Raw genomic sequence first — 25,236 nt, forward strand, 5'->3', positions numbered from 1 at the left:
ATCGGCCAACTGCTTGCAACGCCTCCATGCTAGCAACATGCTGGCGCTGGATTTTTCCGTTGAAGACTTTTCCGAGACCGTGCCCGCCATGACCGCCATCGACAGCGACGTGTACAAGACCCTGCTGGAATCGACCAAAGCCATTCCGTGGCGAATCGACTGGGCAACCATGACCTTCAGCTACATCGGCCCGCAGATCGAAACCTTGCTCGGCTGGCAGCAAAACAGTTGGGTCGGGGTCAACGACTGGGTCGAACGCATGCACCCGGACGATCGCGATTACGTGGTGGAATTCTGTGTTTCGCAGTCACGCGCCGGCGTCGATCACGAAGCCGATTACCGTGCGTTGACCAGCACCGGCGAATACGTGTGGATCCGCGATGTCGTGCACGTGGTGCGCAAGGACGGTGAAGTTGAGGCGCTGGTGGGGTTCATGTTCGACATCAGCGAGCGCAAGAAAACCGAGGAGCACCTGATACGCCTACAAAAGCAGCTGGAAGAATATTCGTTTCAGGACGGGCTCACCGGGATTGCCAATCGGCGCATGTTCGATACCGTGCTCGAACGCGAATGGGCCACCGCGCAACGCAGTGGTTTGCCACTATCGTTGCTGATCCTCGATATCGATTATTTCAAGCAGTACAACGACCATTACGGCCACATCAAGGGCGACGAATGCCTGCGTCAGGTCGCGAAGACGTTATCGCTGGCGGCCAATCGGCCACGGGACTTTATTGCGCGGATTGGCGGCGAAGAATTCGTCTGGTTGCTACCGGAAACCGATGACGAGTCGGCGCGGCTGGTGGCGCACAAATGCCTGCACCTGATCCGCCAGCAGCAGATCGCCCACGAGCATTCGGCGGTGTCGCCGCTGGTCACCTTGAGTCTCGGGGTTGGCACCACGCAAGTCGCCGTCGGCAGCGATCCGCTGCACTTCGTCGAACAGGTCGACAAGTTGCTGTATCAGGCCAAACACAATGGACGGATGCGCGCCGAGTTCGCTGATTTTCGCACTGACGTGTAAGCACCCGAGCGGCGTAAGATAGCGCCATTCGCAACCACGTCAGGGAGACGACATGTTCTACCGAATCGCAGCCGATGGGCTGGTGCTGTTTCATTTGTGCTTTATTTTGTTCGTGCTGTTTGGCGGGTTGCTGGTGCTCAAGTGGCCACGAACGATGTGGCTGCATTTGCCAGCGGCGGCCTGGGGCGTGGCGGTCGAGGTATTGCACCTGACCTGCCCGCTGACCTACTGGGAAAACCTGATGCGCCACGCCGCCGGGCAGACCGAATACGCCGGCGGTTTTATCGAGCATTACGTCTGGCCGATCATCTACCCGGCCGGCCTCACTCCACAGATTCAACTGGCGCTGGGCAGCGTGGTGCTGGCGGTCAATCTCTTGGTCTACGGGCGCCTGTTCCGCGCATGGAAACTGCGCAGCAAGCAGGCGCTTTAACGCGACGCTTGCTTCAGATTTTCCAGCCAGGCCGGATCCAGACGCGTCTGCTCGGTATCGAGCCCCAGCGTCTGCATCCGCTCTTTATGCGTTTCGACTTCCCGCCACAGTTGCCCATGATCGCTGGAGTTGCCGTCCAGTTCATGCATCTGCGTCAGCCCCAGATGATAGAAGCGCAGCACTTTCATCGCCGTCGGATCGTTCTTCTCCACCGCCGCTGTCACCTGATGCATCACATTGGTGATGCTCATCAGGCTGCGCTTGAGCCGCCAGCTGTACACCGCCGGCGCCATCCAGCTCTGATTCCAGAAGCGCCCACGCAGCAGGGCCGCCGTCAGCAGAAATGCCAGAAACACCCCGCCCACGTTGAATCGCAGGTTATCGCCGCCGGGCTCACCGAACAGCGCGACTGCCACGCTGGAAAACAACATCGCCAGCACCAGGAACAGCACGGCAATGATGATCGTGCTGCGCCGGGTCTGCTGGCGAAAGGTAGCGGCGTCCATCGGCTGAATCTCGAACATCACAAATGACTTCCTTGAGCGACAAAAGGGGCAAACAAAAAAACTCGCCGGCGCATTATCGCCTCCACGAGGGATTTAGCTATGCTGGGGCTCCTTTTCATCTTTTCAGCGTCCAACGGGGACATGGCGGTACAGCGCAGATCGTGCCATCTTCATTCATGGATACACACTATTCGGATGCCATCGCCTAGTCTTGAGATGACATCGTTTTAAGGATCATTGCATGACCCAACGACACGTAATCAATGCCTCGGTCAGCCCGAAAGGCAGCCTGGAAACCCTTTCTCAACGTGAAGTTCAGCAACTGAGCGAAGCCGGATCCGGCAGCACCTACACCCTCTTCCGCCAGTGCGCCCTGGCCATCCTCAACACCGGCGCCCATGTTGATAACGCCAAGACCATTCTCGAAGCCTACAAGGACTTCGAAATCCGCATTCACCAACAGGATCGTGGTGTGCGCTTGGAGCTGCTGAACGCTCCGGCTGACGCGTTCGTCGACGGCGAGATGATCGCCAGTACCCGGGAAATGCTCTTCAGCGCCCTGCGCGACATTGTCTACACCGAAAACGAACTCGACAGCCAGCGCATCGACCTGACCACTTCGCAAGGCATCAGCGACTACGTCTTCCACCTGCTGCGCAACGCGCGCACCCTGCGCCCGGGCGTCGAACCGAAAATCGTGGTGTGCTGGGGCGGCCACTCGATCAACACCGAAGAATACAAATACACCAAGAAAGTCGGCCACGAACTGGGCCTGCGCAGCCTTGATATCTGCACCGGTTGCGGCCCCGGCGTGATGAAGGGCCCGATGAAAGGCGCAACCATCGCCCACGCCAAACAGCGTATTCATGGTGGCCGCTACCTCGGCTTGACCGAGCCCGGCATCATCGCTGCCGAAGCGCCAAATCCGATCGTTAACGAACTGGTGATCCTGCCGGACATCGAAAAACGTCTGGAAGCGTTCGTCCGTGTTGGCCACGGCATCATCATCTTCCCGGGCGGTGCCGGTACGGCGGAAGAATTCCTCTACCTGCTCGGCATTCTGATGCACCCGGACAACGAAGGACTGCCGTTCCCGGTCATTCTCACCGGGCCGAAACATGCAGCACCTTATCTGGAGCAGCTCGACGCCTTCGTTATCGCAACCCTCGGCGAAGCGGCCAAGCAGCACTACGAAATCATCATCGACGACCCGGCTGAAGTGGCGCGGCAGATGACGCAAGGCCTGAAAGCAGTGAAGCAGTTCCGTCGCGAGCGCAACGACGCGTTCCACTTCAACTGGCTGCTGAAGATCGACGAGGGCTTCCAGCGTCCGTTCGATCCGACCCACGAAAACATGGCGAATCTGAAACTGCACCGCGACCAGCCACCGCATGAACTGGCGGCGAACCTGCGTCGGGCGTTCTCGGGGATCGTGGCGGGGAACGTCAAAGACAAGGGCATTCGCTTGATCGAAGAACACGGGCCGTATCAGATCCGTGGTGACGCGGCGATCATGCAACCGCTCGACGCACTGCTCAAAGCCTTCGTCGCCCAGCACCGGATGAAACTGCCGGGCGGCGCGGCGTATGTGCCGTGTTATCGCGTGGTGGCGTAATCCTTTGGGTCACCGCCTGACACTGTAGGAGTGAGCCTGCTCGCGATATCGGTCGTTCATTCAACAAGGTTTTTGAAGCGGACGGCCCCTTCGCGAGCAAGCCCGCTCCCACATTTTGCAATGCATTTCAAAGTGTGGGAGCGGGCTTGCTCGCGAAGAGGTCAGCGCAAACACCCTTAACCCAACAGCCGTAACGCCAAAGCCTTCGCCTGCAACGCCACATCCGTCACCGCCGTACTCTCCCACCACATCCCCCGCAACGGCGGCCCCATCGCAAACAGTCGACTGGCTACACGCCCTTCCGCATCCATCACCGCGCCATCTACTGCCGCAATCCCCAACGCCAACGGCCCTGGTTGCACCAATCCACGCGCGAGCAATTGCTTTGGCAACGGACGCGCCACGCGCCGCCAATCGTATTCGATGCCACTGGAGTTGATCAACGCTGCACCGTGAACCACGGAGGTCTCAACCTCGCCACAGCGTCGGATGCGAATATTCACGCCACCATCAGTTGTCGGCTCTAGCCCTTTAAACGATGCAGCCTGAATACGCAGCCGCCCTTCACCGTGCAACCGCGCCAGCAATTCAGCACTCAACGGCGGCGAACGATGATGATGGCTTTCCCACCATGGCCGCACATGCCGTACGAATTGTCGCCGCTGCACGTCAGTCGCCTGACTCCATAACCGTCCGATATGTGCCCGCACCGTATCAAGCGGTGCCTGCCAATCGATGCCTTGCGCAATCGCCCCACGACAATGCCGGCGCAATTCGCGCAGCAACTGCCGTGGTGTTCGAATGCTGTGATCCTCGGCGAGAAAATCCACCCACGCTGGCGGTTGCAGGCGTACGTGCGGCAGCAAGCCATGGCGAGAAAACACTTCGATCGGCCCGCGATGCCCGGCCTGCTCCAGCGAAACCACCGCATCGACCATGGTCAGGCCGGAGCCAATGATCAGCACGGTGGATTGCGGATCGAGCTGGCGCATGGCCGCGACGTCCCACGGATCCAGCGCAGCGGCGTTGAGCCCACTGGATTCGGTCTGCGACGTGCGCGCGGCAGGAAACATGCCGGTGGCGATGACTGCAGAGGAACCTTGCAGGTTCTGTCCATCGCTCAAAGTGATCTGCACGCAATCTTCGCGCACCTGCAGATCAACAACTTCTGAGCGCACATGCTCGACGATCGAACCATATCGAGCGCCGACCGCCCGGGCTTCGGCCAGACGTTGCTGCACGTAAACACCAAACAACCCGCGCGGCGGGAACAGATCGCTGGTTGGCACATTCTGCTCGGCAGACTCAGGCCAACCGCCCGCCGCGATGTGCTCGGTCAGCCATTGTGTGAGGTCGTCAGGGTTGTCTGGATCAACGCTCATTCGTGCAGCGTTGCCGTTGAGCGTATGGCCCAATTCGACTGCGCTGTAGGCCTCACCCCGACCGAGTTCGGCGCGGGGTTCGATGATCAGGATCTTGCGTTGGCCGGGTAGCCGCAGCAATTGGACTGCCAGCATCGTACCGCTGAGGCCACCGCCGATGATCAGGATGTCTGCATGCGCGGAGTTTACAGTCGTCTGCCCGCTTACGTTTTCTGCCATATCTGCCTGCCCGATTAAAAGCGACGCCACACTTCCTGACAAAGCCAAAGAAGCGTCGAGCCGGTGCGAAAAGCATCTCGCCGGGCAAGCAGGTTAATGGGTAATCGGGGATTCAGAAAGCAGACGCATCAATGACGAGTCAAGGCTCCCAGTTTTCTACTGTGTAATGCCCGGTTGCTGAACGGACATCGGGCTCACCTTTTCTACTGACCCGGTAATAAACGGTCACATGCGCTCCAGGCGGGGGTGGTTTGCTGAACCCGGCAAGGTGCCACTTGATACCATTGTCCACTTGCGACTGCGTGACCACGTAGGGGGTTCTTGTAAATCCTCCGATATGCTCGACATCTACGTTTGGCGTTACTTCGTCGCCCACACGAATGTCTTTTGAAGGTGTAATTACAAACAGCGAATCCTTCAGAAAACCATGCTTGAGAGTTTCATCAGTGGCCTCCGCAATAAAAGGCGGGAGCAGATTTTTTACAAGTGGCTGGAAAATGTATTCTTCTTTAGCGGTCATCGTGGCAATCCCTGTTTTAAGATCGTAGTAGGTATTGGCGAGACGAATTCCTCCAATACCCCAGGTTTTCAGCACCTCCTTACAAATGCCAAGCTAGGGCCGAAACTGGCTAACGTCTACTGTCAGAACTAACAGGTAAGCAGCATTTCCAGACAAACGGTATCCGCCGTCAAATCACCACATTGCGCACAAACCGCGCCGGCACATCCCCGTCATTGCGATAGGTATGCGGCTGATTACTCGCAAACATAAAAAACTCCCCTGTACCAATATGCTGCGGCACGTCGCCGAGCATCAACGTCAGGCACCCTTCAAACACATAAATCTGCTCACTCCAGCCTTCGGCATCCGGTTGCGACGGATACACCTCGCCCGGCGCCAGGCACCATTCCCACTGCTCGACTTCACGGGTGGCGGTGGCTTTGGACAGCAGCACGGCTTTACTGCCCGGCAGCGTGCCGGCCCACGCCAGTTCGTTGATGCGGCTCGGATCGCGCGCATCCGGCGCCTGAATCAGATCGCTGAATGCCACTTCGAGTGCCGCAGCAACGCGGTCGAGCGTGGTCAGGCTGACGTTCTTTTCCCCGGCCTCGATCGCTACCAGCATCCGTCGACTGACTCCGGATTTCTCGGCCAGAGCCGTCTGGCTCATGTCAGCCGCGTGCCGCAGGCGTCGAACATTCTGGCTGACGTGTTGAAGGACGGACGTTCTTGGGGCGGAATCTTTGGGCACTATATTGCTCACTCGGTGAGGTTGGGCAGTATACTGCGCAACGTTGGGCGCATTGTGCGTCCTGCCTTTTATACTGCGCAAGGTCATGACGTCGTTGAACAGCTCCCCCACTTCCCTCCGCTTCTCCAGATTCAGCAAGGCCGAGTGCGTGCTGGTGCTGATTACCATGATCTGGGGCGGCACCTTTTTGCTCGTGCAGCACGCAATGACCGTCAGCGGCCCGATGTTCTTTGTCGGCCTGCGATTTGCCGCAGCGGCGTGCATCGTTGCGTTGTTCTCGTGGCGGCACCTGCGCGACTTGACCCTGTTTGAACTCAAGGCCGGCGCCTTTATTGGCGTGGCGATCATGCTCGGTTACGGCCTGCAAACGGTTGGCTTGCAAACGATCCCGAGCAGCCAGTCGGCGTTCATTACCGCGTTGTACGTGCCGTTCGTGCCGCTGCTGCAATGGCTGGTGCTGGGACGGCGGCCAGGGTTGATGCCGAGCATTGGCATCATGCTGGCGTTCACCGGTTTGATGTTGTTGTCGGGGCCGTCGGGGGCTTCGTTGAATTTCAGTCCGGGTGAAATTGCCACACTGATCAGCGCCATCGCGATTGCCGCCGAGATTATTTTGATTAGCACTTACGCGGGGCAGGTGGATGTGCGCCGGGTGACGGTGGTGCAACTGGCGACGACGTCGGTGCTGTCGTTCCTGCTGGTGGTGCCCACGGGCGAATTGATCCCGGAGTTTTCCTGGACGTTGCTGGTGACTGCATTGGGCCTGGGCGCTGCGAGTGCGGCAATTCAGGTGGCGATGAACTGGGCGCAGAAGAGCGTTTCGCCGACGCGGGCGACCTTGATCTATGCCGGTGAGCCGGTGTGGGCCGGGATCGTCGGGCGGATTGCTGGCGAGCGGTTACCGGCGATTGCGCTGGTCGGGGCTGGTTTGATTGTCGCGGCGGTGATTGTCAGTGAGTTGAAGAGCAAGGGTAAGGTTGTCGAAGTAGAAGCTGAGCTGGAGCGGGAAACTCAGGGTTGATCATCAATATTTTTAGCGTCTGAACCTTCGCTTTCGCGAGCAAGCCCGCTCCCACATTGGAATGTATTTCAAAATGTGGGAGCGGGCTTGCTCGCGAAAGGGCCAGCAGCCACAACATCCACCCTCCCGAAACAATGCCAAACCGAAATATTCAGACTACTTTGTAGGATTCTGAGACATCCTGGCGTTTGGTGATCGGGGAGCTGGCACGTATGATGCTTCACAAACTTCCGCAGATTAGAAGCCTATGTCCCTGATAGTTCTACTGCTTCTGCCATTCATTGGCAGCTGTCTGGCAGCGGTGCTGCCACACAACGCGCGTAACACCGAATCCCTGTTGGCAGGTCTGGTCGCTCTGATCGGTACCGTCCAGGTCGCGATGCTGTACCCGCAAATCGCCCACGGCGGCGTCATTCGCGAAGAGTTCATGTGGCTGCCCAGCCTCGGTCTGAACTTCGTTCTGCGCATGGACGGCTTCGCCTGGCTGTTCTCGATGCTGGTGCTCGGCATCGGCACACTTGTTTCTTTATATGCCCGTTATTACATGTCGCCGGATGACCCGGTGCCGCGCTTCTTCGCGTTTTTCCTGGCGTTCATGGGCGCCATGCTCGGCTTGGTGATCTCGGGCAACCTGATCCAGATCGTATTTTTCTGGGAGCTGACCAGCCTCTTCTCGTTCCTGCTGATCGGCTATTGGCACCACCGCGCCGACGCCCGACGTGGCGCCTACATGGCGTTGATGGTCACCGGTGCCGGCGGGTTATGCCTGCTGGCGGGGGTCATGATTCTCGGCCATGTCGTTGGCAGCTATGACCTCGACAAGGTCCTGGCCGCCGGCGATCTGATTCGCGCACACGCCCTCTACCCTATCCTCCTGCCCCTCATCCTTATCGGCGCACTCAGCAAAAGTGCGCAGTTCCCGTTCCACTTCTGGCTGCCCCACGCGATGGCGGCGCCGACCCCGGTTTCTGCTTATCTGCACTCGGCGACCATGGTCAAGGCCGGGGTCTTCCTGCTGGCGCGCCTGTGGCCGTCGCTGTCCGGCAGCGAAGAATGGTTCTACATCGTCAGCGGCGCCGGTGCCTGTACGCTGCTGCTCGGCGCGTATTGCGCGATGTTCCAGAACGATCTCAAGGGCTTGCTGGCCTACTCGACCATCAGCCACCTCGGTCTCATTACCTTGCTGCTGGGCTTGAACAGTCCGCTGGCCGCCGTCGCGGCGGTGTTCCACATTCTCAACCACGCCACGTTCAAGGCCTCGCTGTTCATGGCCGCGGGCATCATCGACCACGAAAGTGGCACCCGTGACATCCGCAAACTCAGCGGCCTGATCAAACTGATTCCCTACACCGCGACCCTGGCTATGGTTGCCAGCGCCTCGATGGCGGGCGTGCCGTTGCTCAACGGCTTCCTGTCGAAAGAGATGTTCTTCGCCGAAACCGTGTTCATCAACGCCACGGCCTGGGTAGAAATGTCGTTGCCGATTGTCGCGACCATCGCCGGCATGTTCAGCGTCGCTTACTCACTGCGCTTCACCGTTGATGTGTTCTTCGGCCCGCCGGCCACCGACCTGCCGCACACCCCGCACGAACCGCCGCGCTGGATGCGCGCGCCGGTTGAATTGCTGGTCTTCACTTGCCTGCTGGTGGGGATTTTCCCGGCGCAAATCGTCGGCCCGCTCCTCGCCGCTGCGGCGCTGCCCGTGGTCGGCGGCGTGCTGCCGGAATACAGCCTGGCGATCTGGCATGGCCTGAATGCGCCGATGATCATGAGCCTGATCGCAATGTCCGGCGGCATCGTTCTGTACCTGCTGCTGCGCAAGCAGTTCAAACTTGGCCGCTTCAAGTACCCGCCACTGGTGGGACGCTTCAACGGCAAGCGCCTGTTCGAACGCAGCCTGGTAGTGATGATGCGCATGGCCCGGCGCGTCGAGCGACGTCTGGGCACCAAGCGTCTGCAGATGCAATTGTTCCTGATGGTGCTGGCCGCGGTGCTCGCCGGTCTGATCCCGATGCTGCACAGCACGCTGAGCTGGGGCGACCGGCCGAAGATCCCCGGCTCCATCGTCTTCGTGACCCTGTGGTTGCTGGCGATCGCCTGTGCCCTCGGTGCCGCTTGGCAGGCCAAGTATCACCGTCTCGCCGCCCTGACCATGGTCAGCGTTTGCGGCCTGATGACCTGTGTGACCTTCGTCTGGTTCTCCGCACCGGATCTGGCGCTGACGCAACTGGCTGTTGAAGTGGTCACCACGGTGCTGATCCTGCTTGGCCTGCGCTGGCTGCCACGACGGATCGAAGAGGTGTCGCCGTTGCCAAGCACCCTGCGCAAGGCCCGCATTCGTCGTCTGCGCGACTTGTTGCTATCGATTGCCGTCGGCGGCGGCATGGCGCTGCTGTCCTACGCGATGCTCACGCGACAAACGCCGAATGACATTTCCTCGTTCTACCTCAGCCGGGCCATGCCCGAGGGCGGTGGCAGCAACGTGGTCAACGTGATGCTGGTGGATTTCCGTGGTTTCGACACCCTCGGTGAAATCACCGTGCTGGTCGCCGTGGCGCTGACCGTGTTCGCCCTGCTGCGCCGCTTCCGCCCACCGAAAGAAAGTATGCAGTTGCCGGCTCAGCAACGCCTGCTGGCACCCGACGTGGTCACCGATCTGGTCAACCCGCGTTCGGCCAGCGACACCGCGCTCGGTTTCATGATGGTGCCGGCGGTGCTGGTACGCCTGCTGCTGCCGATTGCGCTGGTGGTGTCGTTCTACCTGTTCATGCGCGGGCACAATCAGCCAGGCGGCGGTTTTGTTGCCGGTCTGGTGATGTCGGTGGCGTTCATCCTGCAATACATGGTCGCCGGCACGCAGTGGGTCGAGGCGCAAATGAGCCTGCGACCGTTGCGCTGGATGGGCACCGGTTTGCTGTTCGCCACCGTCACCGGTTTGGGGGCGATGCTGGTCGGCTATCCGTTCCTGACCACGCACACCTGGCATTTCAGCTTGCCGGTGCTGGGTGACATTCATATCGCCAGCGCGCTGTTTTTCGACGTCGGCGTATACGGCGTGGTGGTTGGGTCGACGCTATTGATCCTCACCGCCCTCGCCCACCAATCGGTGCGGGGTCACAAGACCGCATCGCTGCCCAAATCCGTCGCCAGCAAAGGAGCCGTCTGATGGAAGAAGTCATCGCAATCGCCATCGGCGTCCTCGCCGCGTCCGGCGTCTGGTTGATCCTGCGGCCACGGACGTTCCAGGTGGTTATGGGCCTGTGCCTGCTGTCCTACGGCGTCAACCTGTTCATCTTCAGCATGGGCAGCCTGTTCATTGGCAAGGAGCCGGTGATCAAGGACGGTGTGACTCAGGATTTGCTGCACTACACCGACCCGCTGCCACAGGCGCTGGTGCTGACAGCAATCGTTATCAGCTTCGCCATGACCGCGCTGTTCCTCGTCGTTCTGCTCGCTTCGCGCGGCTTGACCGGCACTGACCACGTTGATGGCCGGGAGCCTAAAGAATGATGGCGATGACTCACCTGATCGCCGCACCGATTCTGCTGCCGCTGCTGACCGCCGCCATCATGTTGATGCTCGGCGAGCGGCACCGGCCGCTGAAGGCGAAAATCAACCTGTTCTCCAGCCTCGTCGGATTGTTCATTTCGGTGATGCTGCTGCAATGGACGCAAACCACCGGCGTGCCCGGCTCCATCGGTGTGTACCTGCCGGGCAACTGGCAGGCACCGTTCGGCATAGTCCTGGTGGTCGATCGACTGTCGGCGCTGATGCTGGTGCTGACCGGTATTATCGGCGTCAGCGCCCTGCTCTTCGCGATGGCGCGTTGGGACGGCGCCGGTTCGAGTTTCCACGCGCTGTTCCAGATTCAGTTGATGGGCCTGTACGGCGCGTTCCTCACGGCGGATCTGTTCAACCTCTTCGTGTTCTTCGAAGTCTTGCTCGCCGCGTCTTATGGCCTCTTGCTGCACGGCTCGGGTCGGGCGCGGGTGTCGTCAGGGCTGCATTACATCTCGATCAACCTGTTGGCCTCGTCGCTGTTCCTGATCGGCGCGGCGCTGATTTACGGCGTCACCGGCACGCTGAACATGGCGGATCTGGCGCTGAAAATTCCGCTGGTGCCGGAAGCCGACCGTGGCTTGCTGCATGCGGGCGCGGGCATTCTCGCTGTCGCGTTTCTGGCCAAGGCCGGCATGTGGCCGCTGAACTTCTGGCTGGTGCCGGCCTATTCCTCGGCCAGTGCGCCGGTCGCGGCGATGTTCGCGATCATGACCAAGGTCGGCGTTTATACCCTGCTGCGTCTGTGGACGCTGCTGTTCTCCGGGCAGGCCGGTGCTTCGGCGTACTTCGGCGGCGAATGGCTGATCTACGGCGGCATGGTGACCATCGCCTGCGCCGCGCTGGCGATTGTCGCGGCGCAACGTCTGGAGCGCATGGCCAGCCTGAGCATTCTGGTGTCGGCAGGGATTCTATTGTCGGCGGTCGGTTTCGCTCAGCCGAACCTGATCGGCGCGGCGCTGTTTTATCTGGTCAGCTCGACGCTGGCCTTGAGCGCACTGTTCATGCTGGCAGAGTTGATCGAACGTTCGCGCTCGGCCAACGAAATCCCGCTGGAAGACGAAAGCGACATGCTGCCGCGCCCGCAAGAATCCTTGCAACCGCCCAAAGGCATCAACCTCGACGACGAGCAAAAAGCCGTGGTCGGCCAGGTCATCCCGTGGACGATGGCGTTTCTCGGCTTGAGCTTCATCGCCTGCGCCCTGCTGATCATCGGCATGCCGCCGCTGTCCGGGTTTATCGGCAAACTCAACCTGATCAGCGCCCTGCTCAATCCGTTGGGACTGGGTGCCGGAGAGCCGATTTCGATGGCCGCATGGGCATTGCTGGCATTGCTGATTCTTTCTGGGCTGGGCTCGTTGATGGCGTTCTCGCGCTTGGGTATTCAGCGTTTCTGGACGCCTGAGGAACGACCTTCGCCGCTGCTGCGCAAACTCGAATGCGCGCCGATTTTCCTGCTGCTGGGTTTGAGCATCGTCCTCACCTTTAAGGCTGAGCCGCTGATGCGTTTCACCCAGGCCACCGCCGATGCGCTGAACAATCCGCAGCAGTACGTGATGGCGGTGCTGGGCACCCGCGCCGTACCAAGTCCGGAAGCCAAAGCGGCGATGCTGGAGGTGCAGCCATGAAGCGTATCTTTCCTGCACCGTTGCTGTCGCTGGCGCTGTGGCTGCTATGGCTGGTGCTGAACCTGTCGGTCAGCCCGGGCAATCTGCTGATCGGTGCGATCCTCGGTTTTTGCGCACCGCTGATGATGCGCAAATTACGGCCAAAGCAGGTGCGCATTCGTCGTCCGCTGACAATTCTGCGCCTGCTATTGGTGGTAGGACGCGACGTGGTGGCTTCCAACCTGATCGTGGCCTGGGGCGTACTCAACGCCGGGGGCCGCCCACCTCGCTCCGGGTTTATCAAAGTGCCGCTGGATCTGCGCGACGCCAACGGTCTGGCTGCGCTCGCGGCAATCTGCACCGTGGTGCCCGGCACGGTGTGGTCGGAACTGGCGCTGGATCGCAGCATTCTGTTGCTGCACGTTTGGGATCTGGATGACGAGGTGCAATTCATCGAGCACTTCAAAACCACGTACGAGCGGCCGTTGATGGAGATCTTCGAATGAGCCCATTACTGTCGAACGCGATTTTGTTGACGCTGTTCCTGTTTTCGCTGGCCATGGTGCTGACGCTGATTCGCCTGTTCAAAGGCCCCTCGGCGCAGGATCGGGTACTGGCGCTGGATTACCTGTACATCGTCGCGATGCTGATGATGCTGACGCTGGGCATTCGCTATTCCAGTGACACGTATTTCGAAGCGGCGCTGCTGATCGCGCTGTTCGGCTTCGTCGGCTCGTTTGCCCTGGCGAAATTCCTGCTGCGTGGCGAGGTGATCGAATGAATGCTGAATTGTCTCTTTGGGTCGAGATTCCGGTGGCGATCCTGCTGGTGCTCAGCGGTGTGTTTGCGCTAATTGGTGCGACCGGATTGCTGCGGATGAAGGATTATTTTCAGCGCATGCACCCACCGGCACTGGCTTCGACGTTGGGCGCGTGGTGTGTGGCGCTGGCTTCGATTATTTGCTTCTCGGCGCTGAAATCGGGCCCGGTGCTGCACGCGTGGTTGATCCCGATTTTGCTGGCGATCACGGTGCCGGTGACCACGTTGCTGCTGGCGCGGGCGGCGTTGTTTCGCAAGCGTATGGCGGGGGATGATGTGCCGGCCGAGGTGAGTAGTCGGCGGACTGAGGGTGGAAGCTGAGTTTTTTGTTGTCTGGGCTGGCCCCTTCGCGAGCAAGCCCGCTCCCACATTTGAAATGCATTCCCCTGTGAGATTGAGCCAACTGCACACAACATCAGCTTTGGAATGCATTCCCCTGTGGGAGCGGGCTTGCTCGCGAAGGCGTCGGGACATCCAACACAAATCTCAGAGCCCTGACTTCAACCGGCTAAACGCCCGAATCAACGCCCGGTTAAACGCCTTGCCATTGTCATTCTTGCTATACAACGTAGTCCGCACTTCAGCCGAGGGATACGTCCCCGGATCATTGCGAATCGATGCATCCACCAAACCATCCGCCGCCGTGATCGCATTGGCGTAATGGATGGTGTCAGTAATTGGCGCCATCACCTCAGGTGTCATCAGATAATCCATCAACGCCAGCCCGGCTTCGGGATGCGGTGCATCCTTGGGGATCACCATCGCGTCAAACCAGATCAAGGTGCCTTCTTTCGGAATCCGGTAACTGAGCTTGAACGGCTTGTTCGCCGCCTCCGCCTGCCCAGCGGCAATCGCCACGTTGCCGTTCCACGACATCGCCACGCAAGTGTTGCCGTTGGCCAGATCGCTGATGTTCAGGTCATTGTCGTAGTAGCGAATATACGGACGAATCTTCGCCAATTGCTGCTCGGCGAATTTCAGGTCATCGAGATTCTGCCGGTTGATGTCCAGGCCCATGTATTTCATGACCGCAGCAAACACTTCATTCGGATCATTGAGCAGGCTCACTCCGCAGTCGGCGAATTTCGACACCACCGCCGGATCGAACAGCATCGCCCAGCTGTCTTCTGGCGCATCGGGCAAACGCTTTTTGACCGCCTCCTCCTGATAGCCCACGCCCGTGGTGCCCCACGCGTAGATCCCCGCGTAACGATTGCCCGGATCGAACACCGCCATGTGCTGACGGAACTCTTCCCCGACGCCGGCAAAGTGCGGCACCCGCGCCTTGTCCAGCGGCTGGATCGCACCGCTTTCGATGGCTCGCGACAGATGCTGCCCAGCGGTGAGCACCAAGTCGTAGCCACTGCGCCCGGTGAGCAGTTTGGTTTCGACGGTTTCCAGCGAATCGAAGTGATCGGCAACCACATGGATGCCGGTTTTCGCCTCGAAATTCTTTAAGGTGTCCGGGGCCAGATACTCGCCCCAGATGTACAGATTAACCACCGGTTTGGCGGTGTCGGCAGCCTGCACACACAAGGGTGCAAGCACCAGCAATAACGCTTGAGTCAGTTTGTGCAGGCGCATGGTCACGCTCCCTTCTTATGGTCAAGGGTGCCGGCGTATTGCGGCATGGTGATGCACGCCACGTTACCGCCGCCAAGGAGAATTTCCCGGGAGTTTTCAATGCCGACGATCTTGTGCTGCGGGAACAGTTCGGCCAGCGTCGCCATCGCGACTTTGTCCTGGCGATCACCAAACAGCGGCACCACGATCGAGCTGTTGCCGGCGTAATAGTTGATGTACGACGCGCAGATTTTCGTGCCGGCCTGACGGGTGTGGGTGCTGTCCTGCTGATCCAGGCCTTCGGCTTCTTCGGCCGTCCATTCGAGTACGTCCGGTTGCGGCAGTTTGTGCACGATCAGTTCACGGCCACGGCTGTCGCGGGTGCTGCGCAGAATGTCGTAGGCCTCTTGATAGATTTCCCACTGCGGATCGTCGCGATTGTCGGTCCATTGCAGCACCACTTCACCGGGGCGGACGAAGCAGGCGAGATCGTCGACGTGGCCATCGGTTTCATCGAACTTGCAGCCGCGTGGCAACCAGATCACTTGTTCGGCGCCGAGGTAATCGGTGAGTCGGTGGGTGACTTCGTCTTTGCCCAGATGCTGATTGCGATTGCGGTTGAGCAAGCATTGTTCGGTGGTGAGAATGCTGCCCTGACCGTCGCTCTGGATGCCGCCGAGTTCGGCAATCAGTGGCGCGCGATAGCGGTCGAAGCGCTCGATTTCGAGGATTTTGCTGGCGATCTGATCGTCTTTGTCCCACGGGTAATAGAGGCCGCCGTCGAGGCCGCCGTAAGCGTTGAATTCGAAATCGACGCCGCGCACTTCGCCACTCTGATCGTTGACCACAAAGCACGGGCCGCTGTCGCGGAACCAGGTGTCGTTGCAGGTCATCTCGACCACGCGCACTTGCGGCGGCAACTGGCGACGGGCCGTGGCAAATTGTGCAGCGGAGGCGCAAACGGTGACCGGTTCGCTGTGGGAGATGGCGGTAACGATCTGCACCCAGACTTTCTGCGCAGGCTTGGCAGCGTTGCGCCAGACGTCAGTGCGCTCAGGCCAGCCGAGCCAGCAGCCGGACTTGCTTTCGAATTCGCCGGGCAGACGGAAGCCGTCGTGTTTAGGGGTGGAGTCGAGCAAACGTGCCATGGTCAAACCTCGTCTTCGCGATGGGAATGACCACACGGTACGGGCGTTGGCGGAGGGCACGCCAACGATGAATATTGCGGGACAGTTGAATTCAACTCATCAATCAGCGAGCTGATCGTTGAACCATTCAAGCATCTGCGCCACCGCCGGACGCTCCATGCGCACCCGTTCACAGACCAGCGCGTATTGGCCGAGCGCAGTCATGCTGGAGGTAAATGGCCGCACCAGGCGCCCGCTCTGCAAATCTTCCTGCGCGGTGAGGTTGTCGCCCATCGCCACGCCCTGCCCTTGCGCCGCGGCTTCCAGCGCCAACCCCGCGTGAGCGAAATACAACTGACGCTGCGGACGTTGATCGCCGGCATGGCTGGTCAGCCACGCGGTCCAGGTCTTACCGTCCTGATCATCGTGCAGCAAACAGTGGCGGGCCAGATCCTTGGGCGTCTTCAGCGTGCCTTGGTTGAACAGGCCGGGGCTGCACACCGGGAAGAACTGCAGCGCCGGCAACGGTCGAACGAAGTAAGCGCTGCTGTCGACCGGGCCGGTGCCGTAGGTGATGGCGAGGTCGATGTCTTCGCCCGGGCCGCTGGCGTCGATCGGTTGTTCGTAGAGGTGCAACGTGATGTGCGGGTAGCGCGCGTAGAAATCGGTGAGGCGGCTCATCAGCCACTTTTGCGCAAGTTCGGCGGTCACGGCCAGGCGTAGCACGGCCAGCGAGGATGGATCGCGCAACTCATCGCAGGCGTCGCCGATCAGTTCGAAGGCTTGCTGCAGGCTTTGCATCAGGCGGCCAGCGGCGATGGTCGGGCGGATTTGCCGGCCTTCGCGGATGAACAGGGAGACGCCGAGTTGTTCTTCGAGCTGGCGGATCTGGTGGCTGACGGCGCTGTCGGTGACGCACAGTTCGGCAGCAGCGCGACCGAAATGCGCGTGACGAGCGGCGCATTCGAAGGTTCGCAGGGCGGCCAGTGAGGGGAGTCGTCGCATGGGTTGTTGATCCCTGTTTTTAGGCGGACATGCTGACCGGCCGGACTGCGCCAGTCCAGTAGGAGCTGCCGCAGGCTGCGATCTTTTGATGTTGTTTGACTAACCAGAGTCAAAAGATCGCAGCCTTCGGCAGCTCCTACAGGGGAATGCATTTCAAATTGTGGGAGCGGGCTTGCGCGCGAAGGCGGCGGCACATTCACCACAACTCTTCTAGGCTAACCCGAACCATCCCAGCCAACCGGAGGCCCCCATCATGCACCTCGAAGGCTCCTGCCACTGCGGCGCGGTCACGTTCAGTCTGACCAGCGCCCACCCCTACCCGTATCAACGCTGCTACTGCTCGATCTGCCGCAAAACCCAGGGCGGCGGCGGTTACGCGATCAACCTCGGCGGCGACGCGACGACGCTCAAGGTACAGGGTCGCAAGAACATCACGATCTACCACGCGAAGATGAAAGACCCAGGCGAAAAACGCGCCCACCGCAGCACCGCCGAACGGCATTTCTGCGCATTGTGCGGCGGCGGTTTGTGGCTGTTCAGCCCGGAGTGGCCGGAGCTGATCCACCCGTTCGCCTCGGCCATCGACACCGCGTTGCCGGTACCGCCGGAACACACGCACTTGATGCTCGGCTCGAAGGCGCCGTGGGTCGAAGTCGACGCCAAAGCCAAGGACAAGCAGTTCGGCGTCTACCCCGAAGAATCCATTGCGCAGTGGCATGAACGCCTCAACCTGACCTGCTGAAAACACCGATCCCTGATCCATCCACATCTTCCTGTGGTGAGGGGATTTATCCCCGACCGGCTGCGCAGCAGTCGTAAAACCTGAGTACACGGTTCTTCAGAAGTACCGAGGGCGCAGGTTTTGGTGGTGCTGTGCACCACATCGGGGATAAATCCCCTCGCCACAGGGAACGCACTGCCCATAAGTTTTTTGGTGCGCGCAGTTCCCCTTTGCCGTTCTCGTTCGGTTAACCCCTCAGAAGCACTTCAACTACCGATCGATTCGATGCAAAGGGATCTCCATGTCGCACGTCCGTTTTCGTTTTGCCTTGTGCCCGTTGGCGCTGGCCCTGCTGAGCCTTCACGCGCACGCCGCTGAAACCGTCGCTAAAACCGATGAAGCCCTGCAACTGGGCGCCACCAATATTTCCGCGCAAGGCCTCGGTGCGGTCACCGAAGACACCCATTCCTACACCACTGGCGCGACGTCCTCGGCCACCGGCTTGCCGCTGTCGATTCGCGAAACACCGCAATCGGTCACGGTCATCACCCGCCAGCAAATGGACGATCGCGGCGTGCAAAGCGTCGGTGATGCACTGCGCAACACCCCCGGCATTTCCACGCAAAAGTACGACAGCGACCGCACTGAGTTTTCCGCGCGCGGCTTCGCCATCACTAACTTCCAGTACGACGGCGTGAACATTCCGTACGACGGCGTGTACGGCGAAAACCCGAACAACGGAGACGACGCCGCGAGCATTGATCGCGTCGAAGTGATCAAAGGCGCGACCGGCCTGATGACCGGTAACGGCGATCCGTCGGCCACCGTCAATCTGATCCGCAAGAAGCCGACCAAGGAATTCAAAGCGTCAATTAGCGGCACCGTCGGTTCGTGGGATGCCTATCGCACCGTCGGCGATATCTCCGGGTCACTGACCGATTCGGGCAACGTGCGCGGGCGTTTTGTCGGTGCCTATTCGGACAAGAATTCCTACCTCGATCACTACAGCCAGAAGAAAGACCTGTTCTACGGCATCCTCGAAGCCGACCTGACCGACGACACCCTGCTGACCTTCGGCATCGACAAATCCAGCACCACGCCGCGCGGCAGTTCCTGGACTGGCAACCCGGTGTACTTCAGCGATGGCGGCCGCACCGAATTCCCGCGTCATTTCAACTCCGGTGCCGACTGGAGCCGCCGCGATTTCGACAACATCACCTACTTCGCCTCGCTGGAGCAGGCGCTGGCGAATGACTGGAAATTCAAGGTCAGCCTCGACCAGAAAACTACCGATCACGATACGCAACTCGCCTCGGCCAGCGGTGGCAATCCGGATCGCGCCACCGGTGAAGGCATGTTCTTGTATTGGGGCCGCTGGGAAGGTCATCGCGTGCAGAACACTGCGGACGTCAACGTCTCCGGCCCGTTCACTTTGGGCGGTCGCGAGCATGAGCTGATTGCCGGCGTGATGACCGCGCACTCGCGCCAGACCGGTTCGACCTACGATACCAGCGCCTTCGCGCAAGTACCGGGAAGCATTTACGACTGGAACGGTGAACTGCCGAAACAGCAATTCCCGAAGAACGGTAAATACGAGCGCACCCAAAGCCAGAACGGCGTGTACCTGGCCACGCGCCTGCACCCGACCGACGATCTGTCGGTGATCCTCGGCAGCCGCTTGAGCACCTTCAAATACAACGAAGATTACGGCTACATCCCCGGCGCCGGGCTGGACGATACCCACGCCAGCTACAAGGAACACGGCGTGGTCACGCCTTACGCCGGGCTGGTCTACGACCTCAACGATACCTACTCGCTGTACGCCAGTTACACCAGCATCTACCAGCCGCAGACCTACAAGGACATCAACGGTTCGACCCTTGCCCCGGTCGAAGGCGACAGCTATGAGGCAGGCTTGAAAGCGGCGTATTTCGACGGTCGATTGAATGCCGCGCTGGCGTTTTTCCGCATCGAACAGGACGGCGTCGCCGAATCGATCGGCACCAACCCGGTGACCAACGAAGGCATCTACAAATCCATCGACGGCGCGACCACCCAAGGCGTGGAACTGGAACTGGCCGGCGAACTGGCCGAGGGCTGGAACGTCTCCGCCGGCTACACCTACGCGCGCACGCGAGATGCCGATGAGCAGCGCATTTACGGGTACCCACTGTCGACCACCAAGCCGGAACATGTGGTGCGCACCTTCACCACCTATCGACTGCCCGGCGCGCTGGACAAGGTCACCGTCGGCGGCGGCGTGAGCTGGCAGAGCGCGTTCTACGGCAACATATACAGCGCCCCGGCCGGCGATTACACGCGCATCAAACAAGGCGGCTACACCCTCGTCGACCTGATGACGCGCTATCAGTACAACGAAAACCTGAGCTTCACGGTGAATGCCAACAACGTGTTCGACAAACAGTACCTGACGGGGCTGGGCAACTTCGACACCACGTTCTACGGCGAGCCACGGAATGTGATGCTGACGACGAAGTGGGATTTTTGATCCAGGGCTGAATTGGTTTTTTCAGGGCTGGCCTCATCGCGAGCAGGCTCACTCCTACAGGGTTTGGTGGTGCCTACAATATTTGGACACGACAGATAACCCATGTAGGAGTGAGCCTGCTCGCGATAGCGGTGGGTCAGTCACAGTTGTTTTGACTGGGCTGACGCCTTCGCGAGCAAGCTCGGCTCCTACAAGTTTTGTGAGCGCCACAGATCGGTGTAGGAGCAGAGCTTGCTCGCGAAGAGGCTCTGACCACCACCGCAAATCAATCCAGATGCGCCCACGTCATCCGAAACGACGCCCCACCCCAAACCGATTCCCCCACTTCAACCTGCCCGCCATGTGATTGCGACACGCGCCGCACCAGCGCCAGGCCCAAACCAAATCCACCCGTGCGCCGATCCCGACTGGCATCCAGCCGCGAGAACGGTTCGAAAATCTTCTCCCGCCCTTCCAGCGGAACCCCCGGCCCATCGTCGTTGACCCGCACCTCGTAATAATCCCCGGTGCGCACCAGTGTCACTTCGACTTTCTGCTCGGCATAACGAATCGCGTTGCGCAGCAGGTTGATCACCGCCCGCGCCATAAACCGTGGTTCGATGCGCACCGTGTCAAGCCGGCATTCACCAATCAGCAACTGCACGCCCGCCGCTTCCGCCTCCAGCGCGACGCTGCCGACCACGCTGTCGAGCCAGTTGGTCGCCTGAATGTTCTCGCGTTTGATCACCGTCGCACCGCGTTCAAGGCTGGCGTAAGTCAGCAACTCGGAGACCATTTCCTCCAGCTCGCCAAGGTCGGCGTACATGTCGGCAATCAGCTCACGGCTCTGGCTGGCGTCCGGCTGCTGCTTCAGTTGATCAAGCTCAAACGACAACCGCGCAATCGGCGTGCGCAGTTCGTGAGACACCGCGTTGGTCAGCTCGCGCTGATTGGCGATCAGGCCTTCGATGCGCGCGGCCATCAGGTTGAAGTGTTCCGCCAGATCACGAATGTTCGAGCGCTTCGACAATTGGATACGCACCGACAAATCGTTATCGCCAAAGCGCTCGGCGGCCAGCCGCAGCTTCTCCAGATCGCGCCAGTGCGGGCGCACCCAGAAGAACAACACGATGCCGATCAGCACCGCCAGCATCATGTACGCCGCCGTGATGTAGAACGGCATCAGGCTCGGCTCGGGCGGCAGCTTGATGCTGAGCAGTTGCGAACCACCGTCAATGTTGCTGATGAATTGCGTGTAGTTGTCGCGGGTCACCAACAGATTCTGCGCAAGTTCGGCTTTCTCTTTGTCGCTCAGTTTCAGCTGATCGGCCTCGACCAGCCCCAGCGACAGACCATAATGCGGGCGCAGCGCCTCAAGCTGTTGCTCGCGCGCTTCGCCTTGCTGATCGCGCATGTGCTCGACCAGCGACCACGCCTGCCCGCGCACCGCTTCACGGTTGTAGGCCTGCATCTGATTGTCGAGCAAGGCGTTGAAGGTGTGCTCGACCGTCTGCAGGGCCAGCACCAGCCCCACCGTCATCACCAGAAACAACCCGAGAAATAAGCGCAGCATCTACAGCTCCCAGGCAAACGGATTGAACAGATAACCCTTGCCCCACACGGTCTTGATGCACACCGGTTCGCGCGGATTGTCTTTGAGTTTGTTGCGCAGTTTGCTGATGTACACATCGACGCTGCGGTTGAGCCCGTCGAAGGCAATCCCGCGCATGCGGTTGAGGATGTCGTCACGGGAAAGAATCTTGCCGGCAGCGCTGGCGAGCAACCACAGCAGTTCGAATTCCATGGTGGTCATTTCGATGATCTCACCGGCCAGACGCACCTCGCGACAACTGCGGTCGATGCTCAACTGACCAAACTCCAGGGAACTGACCACGCTGCTGTCCGGCACCTGACGCCGTTGCAACGCGCGCAAACGGGCGAGCAACACCGGCGGTTTGATCGGTTTGATTACGTAGTCGTCGGCACCGGATTCCAGACCGAGAATGTGGTCGAGGTCGTCTTCCTTGGCGGTCAAAATGACGATTGGTGTGTCCGACACGCTGCGAATTTCGCGACACACGTGCAGACCGCTCTGCCCCGGCAGCATCAGGTCGAGCACCACCACTTTCGGTTTGAATTCGAGAAAAGCGGCCACGGCCAGATCGCCACGGTGCACCGTGCGCACTTCGTAGCCGTGTTGTTCGAGGAAGTGAGCGATCAGCGCCGCGAGGCGCTCGTCATCTTCCACCAGAAGGACTTTGCCGAAACCCAGGTTATCCATAACGACCGTCTGCCAACCCATGTGTGAAGTGGTCGACATTATGGCGGCATTCTCGGGCGGAAGCCGGTTATCGGTGATGTTTCATACTCTTAAGAGTTTTTAACAGATTGTGTAGGAGCATGGCTTGCCAGCGAATGCGTCCTTGAGATCGCTATCGCAGGCAAGCCGTGCTCCTACAGGGTTATGCCGCGACAGGCACACCACTGTGAAAGCGGAATTCTTCATCCGGCGATTCAATCAGCTCTTGCTCGGCAGCACGAACTCGCTCAATCACTTGCTCAACATCCTTGGCATCACCGTACTGATAAGCCAGCTTCAGATACCCCTGAAAATGCCGCGCCTCACTTTTCAGCAGGCCAAAGTAGAACTTGCCGAGTTCCTCATCAAGATGCGGCACTAGCGCTTCAAAACGCTCGCAACTGCGCGCTTCGATAAACGCGCCCACCACCAGCGTATCCACCAGTTTCACCGGTTCATGACTGCGCACCACTTTGCGCAGGCTCGAGGCGTATCGGCCGGCGTGCAACTGGCGCAGTTCGATCTTGCGACGCTTCATCAGGCGCATGACTTGTTCGTGGTGCACCAGTTCTTCCCGGGCCAGACGCGACATCATGTTGATCAGGTCGACGTGGGAATGGTACTTGGCTATCAGGCTCAGCGCGGTGCTGGCGGCCTTGAACTCGCAGTTCTTGTGGTCGATCAGCAGGGTCTCCTGATCGGCCAGTGCGGCCTGAACCCACGCGTCGGGGGTGCGGCAGCCAAGGAATTCGTGGATTTCGGGAAGGATCATGGGGCTCACGATAAAGGTGTTCGAGCGAAGGGCGCCGATTATACCGGCCTGTCCGCAGACCACCAGCGGCTGGCGTTGATATGCATCAAGTCGCGCACGTTCTGGCAGCAACTATAGTTGTGCAACGCCGTGCCTTTTCTTTGCTGGAGACTCCGCTCATGCAAGCCATTCGCAGCATTCTGGTGGTCATCGAACCCGAACATTCGGAAAGCCTGGCGCTCAAGCGCGCCAAGTTGATCGCGGGCGTGACCCAGGCCCATCTGCACCTGCTGGTCTGCGACAAGAAGCACGACCACGCCGGCATGCTCGGCGTGCTCAAAGCCGCGCTACTGGCGGACGGTTACAGCGCCACCACCGAACAGGCGTGGAACGAGAGCTTGCACGAAACCATCATCGATGTGCAGCAGGCCGAGGGTTGCGGGCTGGTGATCAAGCAGCATTTCCCGGACAGCTCACTGAAAAAAGCCCTGCTGACTCCGGCGGACTGGAAGCTCTTGCGCCACTGCCCTACCCCGGTGCTGCTGGTGAAAACGTCGACCTCGTGGAAAGACCGAGTGATTCTGGCGGCGGTCGATGTCGGCAATGCCGATGGCGAGCACCGGCATTTGCACAATACGATCATTGATCACGGCTACGACATCGCCGCCCTGGCCAAGGCGCATCTGCATGTGATCGCGGCGCATCCATCACCAATGCTGTCGGCGGCGGATCCGACGTTCCAGCTGAGCGAAACCATCGAAGCGCGTTATCGCGAGCAATGCCGGGCGTTTCAGGCGGAATTTGATATCGATGACGAGCATCTGCACATCGAAGAAGGCCCGGCGGATGTGTTGATTCCGTTTATGGCGCACAAGCTGCAGGCAGCGGTGACTGTGATTGGCACGGTGGCGCGCACCGGGTTGTCGGGGGCGCTGATCGGCAATACGGCGGAAGTGGTGCTGGATGAGCTGGAGAGTGATGTGCTGGTGCTCAAACCGCAGGAGGTTGAGGATCATTTGGTGGAGCTGGCGGTGAAGCATTAAGTGCAAAAGATCGCAGCCTTCGGCAGCTCCTACAGGTAGGACGCATTCCCATGTAGGAGCTGCGGCACGCTGCGATCTTTTGATCTTCAGGCGCCAAAGGCGTCCTTGAGGAATCCGGGGGCGATGTAGCGCTGATAATGCGCTTCCGACAGCAGGAAGAATTCCCGATCAATGGCGTCACGCAATTCCGGCAGATTCCACTCGCGAAACTCCGGCAGCAGCACCATCCCGTACGCGTCGAGATTAATGATCACCCGCGCCCCACGGGCAATCAGCTGATACGCCCAGCAATATTCCGATTGATGCGGCACGAAGCGGATCTTGCGCTGTTCGAGCTGCTCGCGCAGGCGCGCCGAATCGAAAATCTCGACCTTGCCCGCCATCACTTGTGACAGCAATTGCTCCAGCCGCAACCACACCGCACGTTTTTCCTCCTCGTTGTACCCATTCCAATGGATCACTTCGTGGTGGAAACGCTTGCAGCCACGGCACACCAGATCACCGTAAACAGTGGAGCAGAGGCCGACGCAGGGGGTCTTGATGGTCTGATTGGGCATAAAGTAGGCAAAGGCACTGAAACGCGGAACAGGTCGGCATGTTAGCCCTTTGTCTAACATTCATCACCCCTCAAAGTTCAGGGGTGAACTTACCTTTAAATTTTTTTTGCCGTAGAATCAGCCAGCCTTTTAAGGCGCCAATGTCCGTTAGAAGCTGTTTTCAAAGCGTCACGAGCACAGTCGTTCCTTCAGAGCGGTGTTGGCGAAGGGTTTTTCCAGCGGGGAAAAGCCCAACGCCAACCCTC

Annotated in this window: 24 protein-coding genes; 13 read left to right on the forward strand and 11 right to left on the reverse strand. The window is 59.8% G+C overall.

Going from position 1 to position 25,236, the window contains the following annotated elements:
- The first annotated feature begins 88 nt into the window (after positions 1 to 88).
- Complete coding sequence (locus tag ACIP1X_RS08815) at positions 89 to 1,024, forward strand: diguanylate cyclase domain-containing protein (RefSeq protein WP_400751222.1); 936 nt, start codon at positions 89 to 91, stop codon at positions 1,022 to 1,024.
- Positions 1,025 to 1,076: 52 nt separating this feature from the next.
- Entirely contained in the window at positions 1,077 to 1,457 is a 381-nt protein-coding gene (locus tag ACIP1X_RS08820; protein ID WP_400751187.1) for a DUF2784 domain-containing protein, read from the forward strand.
- Here ACIP1X_RS08820 and ACIP1X_RS08825 read toward each other — a convergent pair.
- Positions 1,454 to 1,981 carry a DUF3087 family protein gene (locus ACIP1X_RS08825; RefSeq protein WP_400644646.1) on the reverse strand — a complete coding sequence of 176 codons (528 nt, stop codon included), beginning with the start codon at positions 1,979 to 1,981 and terminating at the stop codon, positions 1,454 to 1,456. The two genes, ACIP1X_RS08820 and ACIP1X_RS08825, sit on opposite strands and share 4 nt — an antisense overlap.
- 223 nt (positions 1,982 to 2,204) lie before the next feature.
- Between ACIP1X_RS08825 and ppnN the strand changes: the two genes are divergently transcribed.
- Positions 2,205 to 3,578 carry a nucleotide 5'-monophosphate nucleosidase PpnN gene (gene ppnN, locus ACIP1X_RS08830; protein WP_400751189.1) on the forward strand — a complete coding sequence of 458 codons (1,374 nt, stop codon included), beginning with the start codon at positions 2,205 to 2,207 and terminating at the stop codon, positions 3,576 to 3,578.
- A 176-nt stretch (positions 3,579 to 3,754) separates the two neighbouring features.
- Here the strand turns inward: ppnN and ACIP1X_RS08835 are convergent, their stop codons facing one another.
- From ACIP1X_RS08835 to ACIP1X_RS08845, 3 genes are all read right to left on the reverse strand, one after another.
- The gene (locus ACIP1X_RS08835; protein WP_400751192.1) at positions 3,755 to 5,179 is read right to left on the reverse strand and encodes an FAD/NAD(P)-binding protein; all 1,425 of its coding nucleotides are present in this window, start codon (positions 5,177 to 5,179) and stop codon (positions 3,755 to 3,757) included.
- Positions 5,180 to 5,318: 139 nt separating this feature from the next.
- Complete coding sequence (locus ACIP1X_RS08840) at positions 5,319 to 5,774, reverse strand: hypothetical protein (protein ID WP_400751195.1); 456 nt, start codon at positions 5,772 to 5,774, stop codon at positions 5,319 to 5,321.
- Positions 5,775 to 5,868: 94 nt separating this feature from the next.
- Positions 5,869 to 6,432 (reverse strand): helix-turn-helix domain-containing protein, encoded by a 564-nt coding sequence (locus ACIP1X_RS08845; protein WP_159814118.1) that lies wholly within the window; start codon positions 6,430 to 6,432, stop codon positions 5,869 to 5,871.
- A gap of 85 nt (positions 6,433 to 6,517) precedes the next feature.
- Here ACIP1X_RS08845 and ACIP1X_RS08850 point away from each other — a divergent pair, with 85 nt between their 5' ends.
- From ACIP1X_RS08850 to ACIP1X_RS08880, 7 genes are all read left to right on the forward strand, one after another.
- The gene (locus ACIP1X_RS08850) at positions 6,518 to 7,453 is read left to right on the forward strand and encodes a DMT family transporter (protein WP_400751197.1); all 936 of its coding nucleotides are present in this window, start codon (positions 6,518 to 6,520) and stop codon (positions 7,451 to 7,453) included.
- Positions 7,454 to 7,700: 247 nt separating this feature from the next.
- Complete coding sequence (locus ACIP1X_RS08855) at positions 7,701 to 10,619, forward strand: monovalent cation/H+ antiporter subunit A (RefSeq protein WP_053121319.1); 2,919 nt, start codon at positions 7,701 to 7,703, stop codon at positions 10,617 to 10,619.
- Positions 10,619 to 10,963 (forward strand): Na+/H+ antiporter subunit C, encoded by a 345-nt coding sequence (locus tag ACIP1X_RS08860; RefSeq protein ID WP_007910763.1) that lies wholly within the window; start codon positions 10,619 to 10,621, stop codon positions 10,961 to 10,963. Before ACIP1X_RS08855 ends, ACIP1X_RS08860 begins: the two co-directional genes overlap by 1 nt.
- Positions 10,960 to 12,639: a monovalent cation/H+ antiporter subunit D gene (locus tag ACIP1X_RS08865; protein WP_053121321.1), complete on the forward strand. Its 1,680-nt coding sequence runs from the start codon at positions 10,960 to 10,962 to the stop codon at positions 12,637 to 12,639. Before ACIP1X_RS08860 ends, ACIP1X_RS08865 begins: the two co-directional genes overlap by 4 nt.
- Positions 12,636 to 13,124: a Na+/H+ antiporter subunit E gene (locus tag ACIP1X_RS08870; protein ID WP_159814124.1), complete on the forward strand. Its 489-nt coding sequence runs from the start codon at positions 12,636 to 12,638 to the stop codon at positions 13,122 to 13,124. The genes ACIP1X_RS08865 and ACIP1X_RS08870 overlap by 4 nt, the downstream gene beginning before the upstream one ends.
- Positions 13,121 to 13,399, forward strand: a complete 279-nt coding sequence (locus ACIP1X_RS08875) for a K+/H+ antiporter subunit F (protein ID WP_003225959.1) — start codon at positions 13,121 to 13,123, stop codon at positions 13,397 to 13,399. Before ACIP1X_RS08870 ends, ACIP1X_RS08875 begins: the two co-directional genes overlap by 4 nt.
- Positions 13,396 to 13,758, forward strand: a complete 363-nt coding sequence (locus tag ACIP1X_RS08880; protein ID WP_053121325.1) for a Na+/H+ antiporter subunit G — start codon at positions 13,396 to 13,398, stop codon at positions 13,756 to 13,758. Before ACIP1X_RS08875 ends, ACIP1X_RS08880 begins: the two co-directional genes overlap by 4 nt.
- Positions 13,759 to 13,923: 165 nt before the next feature.
- On the opposite strand, the gene ACIP1X_RS08885 is transcribed toward ACIP1X_RS08880, so the two are convergent.
- The 3 genes from ACIP1X_RS08885 to ACIP1X_RS08895 form a co-directional block, all read right to left on the reverse strand.
- Positions 13,924 to 15,021 carry an extracellular solute-binding protein gene (locus ACIP1X_RS08885; protein ID WP_400751201.1) on the reverse strand — a complete coding sequence of 366 codons (1,098 nt, stop codon included), beginning with the start codon at positions 15,019 to 15,021 and terminating at the stop codon, positions 13,924 to 13,926.
- A gap of 2 nt (positions 15,022 to 15,023) precedes the next feature.
- The gene (gene aguA / locus ACIP1X_RS08890) at positions 15,024 to 16,148 is read right to left on the reverse strand and encodes an agmatine deiminase (RefSeq protein WP_400751204.1); all 1,125 of its coding nucleotides are present in this window, start codon (positions 16,146 to 16,148) and stop codon (positions 15,024 to 15,026) included.
- Positions 16,149 to 16,247: 99 nt separating this feature from the next.
- On the reverse strand, positions 16,248 to 17,132 hold the full coding sequence (locus ACIP1X_RS08895; RefSeq protein WP_159814128.1) for a LysR substrate-binding domain-containing protein: 885 nt from the start codon (positions 17,130 to 17,132) through the stop codon (positions 16,248 to 16,250).
- 253 nt (positions 17,133 to 17,385) lie between these two features.
- Here ACIP1X_RS08895 and ACIP1X_RS08900 point away from each other — a divergent pair, with 253 nt between their 5' ends.
- Both ACIP1X_RS08900 and ACIP1X_RS08905 read left to right on the forward strand, forming a co-directional pair.
- The gene (locus ACIP1X_RS08900; RefSeq protein ID WP_400751207.1) at positions 17,386 to 17,874 is read left to right on the forward strand and encodes a GFA family protein; all 489 of its coding nucleotides are present in this window, start codon (positions 17,386 to 17,388) and stop codon (positions 17,872 to 17,874) included.
- Between the two features lie 280 nt (positions 17,875 to 18,154).
- On the forward strand, positions 18,155 to 20,362 hold the full coding sequence (locus tag ACIP1X_RS08905) for a TonB-dependent siderophore receptor (protein ID WP_400751210.1): 2,208 nt from the start codon (positions 18,155 to 18,157) through the stop codon (positions 20,360 to 20,362).
- 265 nt (positions 20,363 to 20,627) lie between these two features.
- Here the strand turns inward: ACIP1X_RS08905 and ACIP1X_RS08910 are convergent, their stop codons facing one another.
- From ACIP1X_RS08910 to ACIP1X_RS08920, 3 genes are all read right to left on the reverse strand, one after another.
- Entirely contained in the window at positions 20,628 to 21,914 is a 1,287-nt protein-coding gene (locus ACIP1X_RS08910) for an ATP-binding protein (protein ID WP_400751213.1), read from the reverse strand.
- On the reverse strand, positions 21,915 to 22,622 hold the full coding sequence (locus ACIP1X_RS08915) for a response regulator (RefSeq protein ID WP_053121339.1): 708 nt from the start codon (positions 22,620 to 22,622) through the stop codon (positions 21,915 to 21,917).
- A 181-nt stretch (positions 22,623 to 22,803) separates the two neighbouring features.
- Complete coding sequence (locus ACIP1X_RS08920; protein WP_400751215.1) at positions 22,804 to 23,412, reverse strand: tRNA-(ms[2]io[6]A)-hydroxylase; 609 nt, start codon at positions 23,410 to 23,412, stop codon at positions 22,804 to 22,806.
- A 158-nt stretch (positions 23,413 to 23,570) separates the two neighbouring features.
- Between ACIP1X_RS08920 and ACIP1X_RS08925 the strand changes: the two genes are divergently transcribed.
- Positions 23,571 to 24,434, forward strand: a complete 864-nt coding sequence (locus ACIP1X_RS08925) for a universal stress protein (protein WP_053121342.1) — start codon at positions 23,571 to 23,573, stop codon at positions 24,432 to 24,434.
- Positions 24,435 to 24,520: 86 nt separating this feature from the next.
- Here ACIP1X_RS08925 and ACIP1X_RS08930 read toward each other — a convergent pair whose 3' ends face one another.
- Complete coding sequence (locus tag ACIP1X_RS08930; protein WP_159814138.1) at positions 24,521 to 24,991, reverse strand: DUF1289 domain-containing protein; 471 nt, start codon at positions 24,989 to 24,991, stop codon at positions 24,521 to 24,523.
- Positions 24,992 to 25,236 lie beyond the last annotated feature (245 nt).

This window comes from Pseudomonas sp. NPDC088885 (genome assembly GCF_044750025.1).
GTDB classification, from domain to species: domain Bacteria; phylum Pseudomonadota; class Gammaproteobacteria; order Pseudomonadales; family Pseudomonadaceae; genus Aquipseudomonas; species Aquipseudomonas rustica.